Genomic DNA, 13,737 nt, shown 5'->3' with positions numbered 1-13,737 from the left:
TTTTATTTTGTAGGAATAAAGAAAACAGATATAGCTGCAAGAAGACCCGCGAATGAGAATAAGTAAAAATTCCATGCTAAGTCATATTGCATTGTTATAATAATACCGACAAGAATAGGACCAGCAATCGCGCCAACTCGGCCAAGTCCAAGTCCCCAGCCTAAGGAGGTAGCTCGGATATGAGACGGGAAGTATTGTGTTACATATGCATTTAATATTTGAGTAATACCGACTGATCCAATTCCAGCAAGACCAATTAAAAGATAAATGATTGTAACAGATGGTTTAATTGTTAATAGTCCAATACATATAGCTGCCATAAGATAGGAGATGCTAATAACAATTTTAGCCCCTATACGATCCGCTATTGCTCCAGCAAATAATGCACCGATAGCGGCAGTAATATTTAGCATAAGTAAAAATGATAGACTAGATCCAAGAGGGTATCCTGCTTGGCGCATCATCTGCGGTAACCAAGTATTTAAACCATATATTAAAAACATTCCCATTATATAAGTAATCCAAAAAAGCAACGTCGCTTTTATGTACTCTTTTGAGAATAACGTAAGAAATCCATTTTTCTTTCGTATATTAGGTGGGGCTTGATGAGTTTCATCTTTTTCATGGAATTCAATTTGAAAACGATTAAGGATTTGGTCTACTTCTTCTTGGCGATTACGTGATAATAAAAATTGAATGGATTCAGGTAAATAACGAATGATGAAAGGAATGAGGAGCAGTGGAATCATTCCGATGCCAAACATAATTCTCCATCCGAAATCTTCTAACATAAACATAGACAAAATAGCACCTAACACGATACCTAAAGGGTAGCCAGTAAACATAAGAGCATAAATAAAAGATTGTCTTTTTTTTTGTGAATATTCAACAGTAAGTGCTGAAGCTGTTGGAATAACACCGCCTAATCCGATTCCTCCGATAAATCGAGATAAACCAAATAATTCAGGGGAAGGAGCAAGTGCAGCAAGGCCCATCGTGATGGAGAAAAGTGCTAAACAGCATATAAGCGTCCATTTTCGTCCAATTAGATCTGTGATGGTTCCAACTAGAATAGCGCCAATAAACATGCCAAATAAAGCATAGCTAGCAATTGTACCAGCGTGTGCCGGTGAAAGTGCCCAGCTTTTGTCTTCTAGGAGCTTTGGCAGAACGGCACCGTAAATACCTAAATCATATCCATCAGCTAGAATGGCTAGCCAACAAATAAAAACAACAAGTTTTGTAATAGAGCTTGAAAAGATAGTTTTTGTAGATTCTAGATGAGGTGGAGCTGAAGGTTGCATAGTATTCCCTCCTTTTATTTATAGATAAATATATTATTTTATTTGATGTTAATATTTCCCTTCTTATGTCGAAGTTTATCTGAAAAGGTTTTATAACAAATAAAGAAGTTCAACAGGAATCCTGTTGAACTTCTTTATTTGTTTACTCATTATCAACTCGTTTTAACGGTTGATCTGCTGGACCTTCCATAACATCTCCCTCAATTGAAAAGCGGGAACCATGGCAAGGGCAGTCCCAAGTACAATCACCATTATTCCATTCAACTTCGCAGCCGAGATGTGTACAAGTTGTATCGACAATATGTAATTTACCATCTTTGTCCTTATAAGCACCTGCTCGTTTCCCATTAACATGTACGACAGATCCTTCACCAACTTCGAGATCTTCTGGCTTACGTAATGTGGTTTCAATCTTTCCTTCAATTAAATGTTTCGCAACATCAATGTTCTGGGAGAGGAATGTTTTTATATCTGGATTTGCATGGAAGCGTGATGGTGCATACAGTTCCTTATAGGGATTGTGGACTTTTAGAATGGAGTCCTTCAGTAAATGAGCGGCAGCAGTTCCAGTTGTCATTCCCCATTTACGATATCCAGTTGCAACAAATATATTTGGATTTCTTTCGTTAATATGTCCGATATAAGGAAGCTTATCTAGCGTGATTAAATCTTGTGCTGACCATCTATAGGGAACTTCATCTACTCCAAACGTTGCTTCCGCAAAAGAATACAGTGCTTCATAATGAAGCATTGTGTTTATTCCTTGTCCTGTTTTATGACTTTCTCCGCCAATTAAAATTAATTTTTCCCCATTGTTTGTTGTATAGCGCAAGGAACGTTTTGGGTCATCAATACTTAAATACATGCCACCTGGATAATCCGTTTTTGCTTTGATTGCAAGAGCATAAGAGCGTTCGGCATACATTCGCGTAAAGAAAAAGCTATTCGCATCATAGAAAGGAAAATGTGAACAAGAGACAACATATTTGCAAGTGATGCGATGCCCGCCTTTTGTAATGACTTGTGGATAATCACCTTTTCCCACATCAATAGCTGTTGTTTGTTCATAAACTTTTCCGCCCATCTCCACAAACTTTTCTAAAAGTGTTTTCAAATAAAGGAGGGGATGGAATTGTGCTTGGTTTTTCATGACAAGTGCAGATTGTACTGGAATCGGAATCGATAGAGATTGAACATAGTCACAAGGTATATTTAATTTTTGATAGGCTTCATATTCTTTCGATAAACTTCTTAATCCATTATCAGTAGTTGTATATAAATATGAATCTTCATTTGAGAAATTACAGTCGATTTTATATGTTTTCACCGTCTCATTTATGAATTGTAGAGCATGATTATTTGATTCATAGTAAAGCCTCGCTTTTTCCAAACCAAAATGATTTATTAATTCATCATAAATAAGATCGTGTTGTGCTGTTACCTTCGCTGTTGTATGCCCAGTTGTTCCATTTAAAATAAGACCAGAATCAATTAAAACAACGTTCATACCTTCTTTTGCAAGTAAATAGGCAGTAGTAATGCCTGTAATACCAGCTCCGATAACAGCAACTTCTGCCTTTGTATCTTCAGATAAATGAGGAAAAGCAGGGACTTGAGTAGATTCAATCCAATAGGATAATGGAAATTGTGGAAATGTATCGCTTGTCATTATAGAAACCTCCCGATTTTAGAACAATTTTCCTTTTAATATTTCCATATGATAGGAAATTCATGTGTGCTGTTTTAGAAGGAGTCTATTTTTATTAAAAGAAAGATAAAAATATTTCAGTATAATTATTTAGTGGTATCGGTATGAAGAAGTAGGAGTTGTGTAAAACTAGATTCAGATGAGTTTATTTGTTGTTTACACAGAGAGTTCTTGAATAAGATAGAGTCTATAGTATGTCAGTGTATGTATATGCATAATGGATGAAGCCTTATAAAATCTATGTTTTTTCTTTAGTGAAATAAAGTATGATTATAAAAATATAACCAACTTTTATTACTAGGTCATAAAAGTTGTTGACAATATAGAAATTCTATTGATATGATTCATCATGTGGAAAGGTTGATAGAGAGTAAAAAGAGAAATGTTTTTCATTGATAATAAAAGCGAAAAATAAGTGACGATAGAGTGAGTTTATTTTCCTTATAATAAATGCTTTTTTAATCACCTAGTAAAATCAATCTGGAAGCAAGAATTGATATATGTAAGTTGCGCAAGGCGCGGCATAAGAAAGGGGCAAAAGGATGAAGGAGCTTCATACGTTTGGGTGGTATGCAGCACGTGTATCACCACATTTGCCGAAAAAAGCATTTAAACCAGTTCCTACTCGTTTATTTGGTGGACTGGCTTATTTGCTTGTGGCATTGGCGGGGTTAATATCGATTGGTGTATTTGAATTGAATGTGTGGGCGAATCTAGGAATTGCGATTGTTCTTGGATTATGTTTTGCTTCACTTGGATTTTTAGGACATGAAATTTTACATGGAACTGTTGTAAGAAAAGCATGGCTTCGTGATTTTTTAGGCGCGATAGCATTTATGCCATTATCAACTGGCCCGAAGCTTTGGAGAAAGTGGCATAATGCAACGCATCATGTTCATACACAACATGAAGAGAATGACCCAGATGCATGGCCTACACTTGAGAAACTGAAAAAGAGTAAGTTTTTAAGGTGGGTATATCGCATGCCTCTTCATGTTCGTTCATTCTTTAGTTTTCTGTCACTAACCATTCAATTTACGTTACATTCGACTCGAATGTTCTTTCATTTTATAAAGGATTTTAAGTCATCCAATCAAAAATCTGTATGGCTTCAACTTCTTTTGCCTTGGACTGTTTGGATTAGTTTATTGTTTATTATGGGACCTGGAAAATGGTTATTTGCATATGTAATTCCATTGTTAATTGCTAACTTTATTGTAATGGCATATATCGCAACAAATCATCGCTTAAATCCAATTGTTCCAGTAAATGATCCGTTAGCGAACTGTTTATCAGTAACAGTGCCGCGCTGGGTAGACGTTTTACATTTCAATTTCTCATATCATACAGAACACCATTTGTTCCCTGCTATGAGCTCTAAATACTATCCGTTAGTAAAAGATAAAATTAAAGAAATGTGGCCGGAACGCTATCATGAGATGCCAATGACAAAAGCTTTGGCAGCGCTATGGAATACACCACGTGTGTATTATCAAGGAAGTGAATTAGTGGATCCGCATAGAGAGCATTTCTATGGTTCTTTAGGAAATGGACTAGATCCTCATAATATTTCATATCGTGAGGAACATATAGAGGAAGAAGAGAGTATTAAAAAAGTAAATCAGTAAAAATTGATATATTTTGCAGTGAAAAAGCAAGCCATTTCAGGCTTGCTTTTTTTTATAAAGAGACTTCTTTTTTATTCTTTTTGCTAAATTGAACTGAATTTGTTTCTTTTCTTTGTAATCGTTTCTCTAAAAGATTAACAAAATAAGTAAATAGAAGAACAAGTACGAGGTAATATAAACCAACAATTATGTATGTATCTAATTGTTGGAAGTTACTTGCAGCAATTGATAAACCTGATCCCCATAATTCGGACAATCCTACATATGCAACGAGAGAGGAGTCCTTTAATCCAATAATAAACTGATTTCCTAAAGGAGGAAGAGATTGACGAAATGCTTGCGGTAACACAATACGACGCATTGCTAAAGGATAAGGCATACCTAAAGAACGGGCAGCTTCCAATTGTCCACGGTCGACAGATTGAATGGAACCGCGGAAAATTTCAGTAATATATGCACCGTTATGGATTGCTAAAGCAATTGCTCCTGCCCAAAAAGGAGTGAAGACAATAATCGATGTAATACCGAAATAGAGAATGGCAATTTGAACAATTAAAGGTGTACCACGAATAATGGCGATATATACATGAGCAATACTATTTAAAATCTTATTGTTAGAGATTCGAAAAAAAGCGAATAGTAATCCAATTAGTGAACCAAGTAATAGGGATGTTAGTGTTAATTGTAATGTGACAATAGTAGCCTTTAAGAGTGTGGGATAAGTAGACATAAAAATTTCAAACATATGTGTCACCTCATATTGTATGGATTTTGGTAGGGAATGAAATACCCCACATAAAAAGTGGGGCATAATGTATGAAACATTTGACTAGCTAATTTACTTCGTTTTTTCCTCTTCGCCGAGAATATTACGCCCAAACCATTTTTTACTGATTTTTTCATACGTACCATCTTTAATGATTTCATCTAAAGCTTTATTTACTTTCTCAACCATTTCTTTATTATCTTTACGAATAGCAATTCCCATTTCATCAAGATTTAATGGTTTTCCAGCTTCTTTTATATTTGATTTACCTTCTTTGATCATACGTAAACCAACCATTTGATCAGTGATTACTGCATCAATACGCCCAGGCTCTAAGTCCATAAGTGCAGTAATATCGCTGTCATATTCTGTGATTTGATCTGTATGTTTTGCAACAAGGTCTTTAAAGGTACTAGCCTTTACAACACCAATTTTCTTACCTTTCAAATCTTCTGGAGAAGAGATAGATGTATTCTTTTTAGCCACAAAAATTTGGGCACCAGAACGATAATAAGGATTTGAGAAACTAACAGCTTTTAAGCGTTCTTCTGTAATTGCCATACTGCCCAATATAGCATCATATTTTTTCGATTGTAGACCTTGAATTAGCGTTTCCCATGGATTTGTAATAGGAGTGGGTTTCATATTCATTTTTTTCGCAAGTGCCTCACCAATTTCCACATCAAAACCGGCAAGCTTTCCGTCATTTTCTTTATAGTTAAAAGGTTTATATAAGCCACTCATCGCATAACGAAATTCTTTTTCACCATTTGAAGAAGTAGTAGCACTTTCCTTACTACAGGCTCCTAGTATGAAGGATGTACATAATGTAATACTCGCAACAATGGTTAATAGTTTTCTTTTCATAAAACCCCTCCTATATATTGATCATACGGATGGTTTTAAGTATGTTACTGAGATATTTTATTTGGACAATTAGTTGTGCACCGTATGAATGTATTTCTCTTCATTTGAAACAGAAGTTACATTATAAAACGTTGCGTAAAAATTGTTTTGCTCGTTCATGTGATGGAGCTGAAAAGAATTGTGCTGGCGGAGCGTCCTCTACAATCTTTCCGTCATCCATAAATATGACGCGATCAGCTACATCTCTTGCGAAATTCATTTCATGAGTGACAATAACCATGGTCATTCCTTCTTCAGCAAGTTCTTTCATAACTTGCAATACTTCTCCAACAAGTTCAGGATCTAAGGCTGAGGTAGGTTCATCAAATAGCATAATTTTAGGATTCATAGCAAGAGCTCGTGCAATGGCAATACGCTGTTTTTGACCACCTGATAGGAGGTGGGGAGTTACATCTGCTTTATCTTGTAGGCCGACTTTTTGTAAAAGCTGATTTCCGATTTCCTTTGCATTTGCTGTTTCTAATTTTTTTACATGGATAGGTGCTTCTATGATGTTTTCTAGTGAGGTCATATGAGGAAAGAGGTTAAAGTGCTGAAAAACCATACCGACATTTTCACGGACTTTGTTTAAATTTGAATGCTTTGGATCAATTCGTTCACCTTGTAAATGAATTTCACCTTCATCATACATTTCTAAAAAGTTAAGACAGCGAAGTAATGTACTTTTACCGGAACCACTGGCACCAATTAAAACAACAACTTCTTTTTCTTTTACTTCTAAATCAATTCCTTTTAAAACATCAAGTGAGCCAAATGATTTTACTAGATTTTGAACCTGAATCATACAAAACCCCCAGTCAAAATATATTTTACAAATGTTGCCCCTTATTTCTGTTATTAGTCATAAATTGTCAGAATCCTTTATTTTTTTCGGGTAATTTGATATTCAAGGGAATAATGATTTTTAAAATCCCTATATCTTTCTATAACGAAAATATGGATAATAATATATAGGTAGTACTTATATTACTTATAAAAAGGAGGAAAGAAGAGATGGAAAAAGAAAGGAATACATTTTCCTTTGGCTTACGTACACAACTTATGCTATTTACTACAATTTTAGCTTTTATTACATATTCAACAAGCATATTTTTTATTTACGTGATATACGATTATTTTCAAAGTTATGTAAGTCAAACTGTTTATAATATTATCGTTATGTTATTAGGCGTAGTATGGTCTGGAATTTTAGCGTATGGAGCAGCCATCTTTTTAATTAAACCGCTTCGAAAGTTGGAGGAGGCTGCAAGGAAGGCGGCTGATGGCGATATTCGTGAAGATGTCCCGTTACCAAAAACAGATGATGAGATTAAATCTTTAAGTGTTGCATTTAATATGATGCTAGGGAACTTAAGAGGTATGGTGAAAAATATTGATACTACATTTTCGTATACAAATAATCAAGTTCAGCAAATTAGAAGGGAAACAGGGGAAGCAACGAAACAAGCACAAGGTGTATCTGAGACACTTGCAGAGATTTCTTCTGGCGCTGAGCAATCAGCTGCTTCCATTCAGGCGATTGTTTCTGCTGTTGATACAACAACTTCTATTGCGAGTGAAGTAGAAGAAAAAGCAAAACAGTCTGACGAGTTGTCTTTAGAAATGGTTCAAGCTTTAGGGCAAAGTACACGAGTCTTTACTTCTTTAATTCAAGGCATTCAAACATTGGCAAAAGAAAATGAAAATTCGATGCAAAATGTACAGAAATTAGAAGAACGAATGAAACAAGTAGAACATATTGTTTCCGTTGTGAGTGAGATTGCTAGTCAAACGAATTTATTAGCACTGAATGCTTCTATTGAGGCAGCTCGTGCTGGAGAGCATGGAAGGGGCTTTGCAGTTGTAGCTGAAGAAGTACGTAAACTTGCTGATGAAAGCGATCATTCTGCAAGAAATATATCGCAATTATTACGAAATATGCAAGAGGAAGTGCAACAAGTCGCATTGAAAATGACAGAGCAAGTGAAAACAGCTAAAGAAGAGGCGAAACGTGGGGAAGCTACCGAATTAATTTTAAAAGAAATGTCATCAAGTATTATGGAAGTTGCCGATGCAACGAAGCAAATTAGTGGCTATATGAACGAACAAGTGCGTCATATTCATCAAACAGGAGCACAGACGAAGGCTGTAGCAGCAATTGCTGAGGAAACATCGGCTGGTTCGCAAGAAGTAGCACGTGTGACGTTGCAACAATCTAAAAATATGGTAGTAATCGATCAATTGTTAAAGGATTTAGAGAAGCAAGCAGCAGACTTGAAACAAACAATTGAACGATTTTCAATGTAAAAAGGAAGAACAGTATTCTGTTCTTCCTTTTTTACGTATGAAAAGGAGGGATACTTTGTTGAAAACGAAAAATATTGCAAGGATCATATATGGTTTTCACTTTACGCAATCTTTGAAAGTTAGAACCATAATAACTAGTTTGCCAATTTATAATATCGATATCAGGCCAATTGACATAGTCACCTAGTGTATAAGGATCTAAGTTTTCTCGTAAATCTTTAACCCAGCGTATATTGCGATTTTCTTCATTAGCGCATTTCCAAGAGGTAATGTATTCTTGTGCAATAATTGCTTTACGATGGAAATAAGCTGTTTCAGTAGGGGGAATATTTTCAACAGCACCTACGAGCGATTGGTGCCAAATACTTGCATCTTTATTTGGTGCATGAGAAAGAAAATATTTCATGATTTGAATGCCTTTAAGAGGGATAGGTTCATATACGTAGGAACCGGAGCGCTTAAATTTTTCAGGGATATTCCCACTGTTAAAAAATTCAACAGCTTTTATATAAGGAACTTCATCTATAAAGAGAGAGGGGGTACCAGTTTCAAGAAGAGGAGATAATAAGGAATGGAGTTCAGAGGGAGAGCCGATAAACTCACCTTGTGCTTCAATTTTATTTTGTTGCTTTGCGAATAATTCAATTGATGAAGTGAGACGTTTGTCTATATAAGGCGCCCAGTTCTGCCACGCTTGAAATGCAGCGATAAAATCTTCCCATTCCCATGTAATTGAGAAGATTGATACATTTTTGATGGGATGTACTCGAAAAGTTAAAGAAGTAACAATTCCGAAGTTTCCACCACCACCACCGCGGCACGCCCAAAACAAGTTATGGTTTTCAAGTTCGCTTGCACGAATGATTTTTGCTCCGAATTTACCGCATGCTTGTACCATTTCGACTTCTACTAATTGATCACATGTTAATCCAAATAAGCGTGAAAGCATACCGATGCCACCGCCAAGTGTTAATCCAACAATTCCAACGCTTGCGCTTGTACCAGCCGGTATTGTCACACCATAATTCCAAAGCTCTTTATAAACAGTGCCAAGGTTTGCACCAGCTTCAATTGTTGCTGTTAATTTATCTGTATTAACAGTAATGCGATGCATTTCACTCACATCAATAATAAGTCCTCTATTTAGAAGAGAAAAATTTTCATAGCTATGACGTCCGCTTCTTAAGCGAAATGGTATATGACGTTCACGTGCCCATTTTAAGGCGTTACACACATCATTTTTATTTTGGCAAAAAACAATAATACAAGGGAGTTTTGGAATACTTAAATTTAAATTCATTCGGGCTACGTCATAGTCAGGATCTGAAGGAACAACGATACGACCTGTTAATTTTGTTTGTTTCAATTGATCACTCCTTTCTAAAATAAGCAGTTCTTTTTATTAATATATGAAAAGCGTATGTAACCTGTGTGGACAAGAATAGGTGAGGAATGAGATTTGCCTTTGTGAGAAATAAATAAAGCATAAGAATGAGGAATCTACATAGAGTTCAATGAAAACAGTTGCAAACTATTTATATTTTGTTATGATAGTGTTACGAAAACGTTTGCATAAAATTTCCGATGGGATGCAAAAGGAGAGAATGATTATGAATAAGACATGGTGGAAAGAAGCAGTTGCTTATCAAATTTACCCACGTAGCTTTATGGATTCAAATGGTGATGGTATTGGAGATTTACAAGGTATTATTGCAAAACTGGATTATTTAAAAGATTTAGGTATAGATGTAATTTGGATTTGTCCAATGTATAAGTCACCTAATGATGATAATGGTTATGACATTAGTGATTATCAAGATATCATGGATGAGTTTGGTACGATGGAAGACTTTGATGCTTTACTAGATGAAGTTCATAAGCGTGATATGAAGCTTATTATTGATTTAGTTATTAATCATACGAGTGATGAACATCCATGGTTTATTGAGTCGCGTTCATCTAAAGACAATCCGAAGCGTGATTGGTATATTTGGCATGATGGTAAAGATGGTTCGGAACCAAACAACTGGGAAAGTATTTTTAACGGTTCGGCATGGGAATATGATGAAGTAACAGGACAATATTATTTACACTTATTCTCGCGTAAACAACCAGATTTAAACTGGGAGAATAAAGAAGTTCGCGAAGTGTTATACGATACAGTTAATTGGTGGCTTGATAAAGGAATTGATGGTTTCCGCGTGGATGCGATTAGCCATATTAAAAAAGAAGATGGTTTCAAAGATATGCCAAATCCAAAAGAACTAAAGTATGTACCATCTTTTGATAAACATATGAATGTGGATGGTATTCAACCTTTACTAGAAGAGTTAAAAGAAAATACGTTTTCTAAGTACGATATTATGACTGTTGGTGAAGCGAATGGCGTTAAGATTGAAGATGCTGAGCTTTGGGTTGGCGAAGAGCAAGGCAAGTTCAATATGGTATTCCAATTTGAACATTTAAGTTTATGGGATGCAGAAAAGAAGAAAGATCTTGATGTTGTAGGGTTGAAAAAGGTATTAACGAAATGGCAAAAAGGGTTAGAAAATAAAGGATGGAATGCTTTATATATTGAGAATCACGATAAGCCACGTATCGTTTCAACTTGGGGAGATGATAAACAATATTGGCGTGAAAGTGCAACAGCTCTTGGAGCAATGTACTTCTTTATGCACGGTACACCGTTTATTTATCAAGGACAAGAAATTGGGATGACGAACGTTCAATTATTAAATATTGAAGATTATGATGATGTAGCAACTAAAAATTTATATCGAGAGAAAATTGCAGAGGGTGTATCACATCAAGATATGATGGAAATTATATGGGCTTCTTGCCGCGATAATTCACGTACACCAATGCAGTGGAACGATGAGATGAATGCTGGCTTTACAGCAGGTGCGCCTTGGTTTAGTATGAATCCAAACTACAAAGAAATTAATGTTGAAAAGCAAAAGAATGAAGAGAACTCTATTTTCAATTTCTATAAAAAAATGATTGCCTTGAAAAAAGAGCACGATGTACTGAATTATGGTACGTACGATTTACTTCTAGAAGATGATCCGCAAATTTATGCATATACTCGTACATTAAACGATGAAAAAATCGTTGTAATTAGCAATATCTCAAAAGAGGAAGCTGTGTATAATGAGGGTTCATTTGCACTAGAACGCAAACGTTTGCTTTTAAATAACTATAAAGTTGCGGAAAATGAACAAGTAACTTCAATCACGTTAAAGCCTTATGAAACAAGGGTTTATCGCATTTCATAATAAAAAAGGATGCTCTTAGAGCATCTTTTTTTATGAAAAAAAATAAATTTCTATTGCAAAGTGAAAACGCTTTTATTAAAATAGATTTATGAAAACGGTTGCGTAAAGATAAAAATAAAGTAACATAAGGAATCGTTTTCATAAGAGAAACAGAAATTATAATTTAAATCATTATGTTGTTATAAATAAAGGGGAGGAAGAACAGATGAAAATTACGTCTTTTGATTTTTGGCAAAAGTTCGGAAAAGCATTATTAGTTGTTGTAGCTGTAATGCCAGCAGCTGGTTTAATGATTTCTATCGGTAAGTTAATTGGGATGTCTGCTGGGGATATTAACGCAGTTCATACAATCGCTCGCGTAATGGAAGACATAGGTTGGGCAATTATTACAAATCTACACATCTTATTTGCAGTAGCAATTGGGGGATCTTGGGCGAAGGATCGCGCAGGTGGTGCATTTGCAGCGCTATTAGCATTCGTCTTAACAAACCGAATTACAGGAGCTATATTTGGCGTAAACGCTGAAATGTTAGCGGATTCAAAAGCGACAGTTTCTTCAGTATTAGCAGGAGATTTAGTTGTAAAAGATTACTTTACTTCTGTACTTGGTGCACCAGCATTAAACATGGGAGTTTTCGTAGGGATTATCACAGGTTTCTTAGGAGCTACTCTATATAACAAATATTATAACTATAATAAACTGCCACAGGCATTAGCATTCTTTAACGGAAAACGATTCGTACCATTCGTTGTAATTGTTTGGTCTACAGTCACTGCAATTGTATTATCACTTTTATGGCCGTTCATCCAAAGTGGATTAAATGAATTCGGTCGCTGGATTGCAGCATCTAAAGATAGTGCACCAGTTGTTGCACCATTTGTATATGGAACGTTAGAGCGTTTACTATTACCATTCGGTTTACATCATATGTTAACGATTCCGATGAACTACACAGAGCTAGGCGGAACATATACGATGTTAACTGGCTCAAAAGTTGGACAAATTGTAGCAGGGCAAGATCCTTTATGGCTTGCATGGATTACAGACTTAAATAATTTACTAGCAAATGGAGATACGAAAGCATATAACGATTTATTAAATAACGTTGTACCAGCTCGTTTCAAAGCTGGACAAGTTATTGGCTCAACAGCAGCGTTAATGGGTATTGCTTTCGCGATGTTCCGTAATGTTGATAAAGAAAAACGTGCAAAATATAAACCAATGTTCTTATCAGCTGCATTAGCAGTATTCTTAACAGGTGTAACAGAACCAATTGAATTCATGTTCATGTTTATTGCTCCAGTATTATATGTTGTATATGCAATTACAACAGGACTTGCATTCGCATTAGCAGATTTAATTAACTTACGTGTTCACGCATTTGGATTTATTGAATTAATTACTCGTACACCGATGATGGTTAATGCAGGACTAACAAGAGATTTAATCAATTTCGTTATCGTTTCATTAGTGTTCTTCGGTCTGAACTTTACATTATTCAATTTCTTAATTAAAAAATTCAATTTACCAACACCAGGACGTGCAGGTAACTATATTGATAATGAAGATGAGTCATCAGAAGGAACAGGAAATGTACAGGATGGTTCATTAGCAACAAAAGTTATTGATTTATTAGGTGGTAAAGAAAATATTGCTGACGTAGATGCTTGTATGACGCGTTTACGTGTAACAGTAAAAGATTTAGATGTTGTTGCACCAGAAGCACAGTGGAAACAAAATGGTGCTTTAGGACTTATCGTAAAAGATAAAGGTGTACAGGCAGTATATGGTCCGAAAGCTGACGTATTAAAGTCAGACATTCAAGATATGTTAGGTGCGTAA

Annotated in this window: 10 protein-coding genes and 1 pseudogene; 5 read left to right on the top strand and 6 right to left on the bottom strand. The window is 35.4% G+C overall.

Features of this window, described 5'->3' with window-relative positions; genetic code table 11:
• Positions 1 to 2: 2 nt before the first annotated feature.
• Positions 3 to 1,304 (bottom strand): MFS transporter, encoded by a 1,302-nt coding sequence (locus MNO09_RS28895; protein ID WP_001183119.1) that lies wholly within the window; start codon positions 1,302 to 1,304, stop codon positions 3 to 5.
• A gap of 142 nt (positions 1,305 to 1,446) precedes the next feature.
• Positions 1,447 to 2,973 (bottom strand): FAD-dependent oxidoreductase, encoded by a 1,527-nt coding sequence (locus tag MNO09_RS28890; protein ID WP_000199946.1) that lies wholly within the window; start codon positions 2,971 to 2,973, stop codon positions 1,447 to 1,449.
• A gap of 581 nt (positions 2,974 to 3,554) precedes the next feature.
• Between MNO09_RS28890 and desB the strand changes: the two genes are divergently transcribed.
• Positions 3,555 to 4,640, top strand: coding sequence for a Delta(10) desaturase DesB (gene desB / locus MNO09_RS28885; protein WP_000661209.1), 1,086 nt, complete (start codon positions 3,555 to 3,557; stop codon positions 4,638 to 4,640).
• A gap of 52 nt (positions 4,641 to 4,692) precedes the next feature.
• On the opposite strand, the gene MNO09_RS28880 is transcribed toward desB, so the two are convergent.
• The 3 genes from MNO09_RS28880 to MNO09_RS28870 all read right to left on the bottom strand — a co-directional run bounded on the left by MNO09_RS28880 (position 4,693) and on the right by MNO09_RS28870 (position 7,117).
• A complete protein-coding gene (locus tag MNO09_RS28880; RefSeq protein WP_000461606.1) occupies positions 4,693 to 5,385 on the bottom strand; it encodes an amino acid ABC transporter permease in 693 nt (230 codons plus the stop codon).
• Positions 5,386 to 5,478: 93 nt separating this feature from the next.
• Positions 5,479 to 6,273, bottom strand: a complete 795-nt coding sequence (locus MNO09_RS28875; RefSeq protein WP_000823734.1) for an ABC transporter substrate-binding protein — start codon at positions 6,271 to 6,273, stop codon at positions 5,479 to 5,481.
• Positions 6,274 to 6,394: 121 nt separating this feature from the next.
• Complete coding sequence (locus MNO09_RS28870) at positions 6,395 to 7,117, bottom strand: amino acid ABC transporter ATP-binding protein (RefSeq protein ID WP_000616905.1); 723 nt, start codon at positions 7,115 to 7,117, stop codon at positions 6,395 to 6,397.
• Between the two features lie 209 nt (positions 7,118 to 7,326).
• Here MNO09_RS28870 and MNO09_RS31140 point away from each other — a divergent pair.
• A pseudogene (locus MNO09_RS31140) lies at positions 7,327 to 7,629 on the top strand (HAMP domain-containing protein); the annotation flags it as partial.
• Positions 7,630 to 7,668: 39 nt separating this feature from the next.
• The gene (locus MNO09_RS28865) at positions 7,669 to 8,619 is read left to right on the top strand and encodes a methyl-accepting chemotaxis protein (protein WP_417852659.1); all 951 of its coding nucleotides are present in this window, start codon (positions 7,669 to 7,671) and stop codon (positions 8,617 to 8,619) included.
• A gap of 31 nt (positions 8,620 to 8,650) precedes the next feature.
• On the opposite strand, the gene MNO09_RS28860 is transcribed toward MNO09_RS28865, so the two are convergent.
• Entirely contained in the window at positions 8,651 to 9,985 is a 1,335-nt protein-coding gene (locus MNO09_RS28860; RefSeq protein WP_088106799.1) for an FAD-binding oxidoreductase, read from the bottom strand.
• 244 nt (positions 9,986 to 10,229) lie between these two features.
• Here MNO09_RS28860 and MNO09_RS28855 point away from each other — a divergent pair, with 244 nt between their 5' ends.
• Together MNO09_RS28855 and MNO09_RS28850 are read left to right on the top strand one after the other, a co-directional pair.
• Entirely contained in the window at positions 10,230 to 11,894 is a 1,665-nt protein-coding gene (locus MNO09_RS28855; RefSeq protein ID WP_001044747.1) for a glycoside hydrolase family 13 protein, read from the top strand.
• A gap of 205 nt (positions 11,895 to 12,099) precedes the next feature.
• Positions 12,100 to 13,737 (top strand): PTS transporter subunit IIBC, encoded by a 1,638-nt coding sequence (locus MNO09_RS28850; RefSeq protein ID WP_000705549.1) that lies wholly within the window; start codon positions 12,100 to 12,102, stop codon positions 13,735 to 13,737.

The organism is Bacillus sp. N5-665 (assembly GCF_022637375.2).
GTDB lineage: Bacteria > Bacillota > Bacilli > Bacillales > Bacillaceae_G > Bacillus_A > Bacillus_A wiedmannii.
This window is presented reverse-complemented; position numbering and strand designations above follow the sequence as displayed.

What these genes read in the sequence shown, in the direction of transcription:
- MNO09_RS28895 (WP_001183119.1), bottom strand. Translation starts at nt 1,304, where the DNA reads ATGCAACCTTCAGCTCCACCTCATCTAGAATCTACAAAAACTATCTTT.
- MNO09_RS28890 (WP_000199946.1), bottom strand. Translation starts at nt 2,973, where the DNA reads ATGACAAGCGATACATTTCCACAATTTCCATTATCCTATTGGATTGAA.
- desB (WP_000661209.1), top strand. Translation starts at nt 3,555, where the DNA reads ATGAAGGAGCTTCATACGTTTGGGTGGTATGCAGCACGTGTATCACCA.
- MNO09_RS28880 (WP_000461606.1), bottom strand. Translation starts at nt 5,385, where the DNA reads ATGTTTGAAATTTTTATGTCTACTTATCCCACACTCTTAAAGGCTACT.
- MNO09_RS28875 (WP_000823734.1), bottom strand. Translation starts at nt 6,273, where the DNA reads ATGAAAAGAAAACTATTAACCATTGTTGCGAGTATTACATTATGTACA.
- MNO09_RS28870 (WP_000616905.1), bottom strand. Translation starts at nt 7,117, where the DNA reads ATGATTCAGGTTCAAAATCTAGTAAAATCATTTGGCTCACTTGATGTT.
- MNO09_RS28865 (WP_417852659.1), top strand. Translation starts at nt 7,669, where the DNA reads ATGATGCTAGGGAACTTAAGAGGTATGGTGAAAAATATTGATACTACA.
- MNO09_RS28855 (WP_001044747.1), top strand. Translation starts at nt 10,230, where the DNA reads ATGAATAAGACATGGTGGAAAGAAGCAGTTGCTTATCAAATTTACCCA.
- MNO09_RS28850 (WP_000705549.1), top strand. Translation starts at nt 12,100, where the DNA reads ATGAAAATTACGTCTTTTGATTTTTGGCAAAAGTTCGGAAAAGCATTA.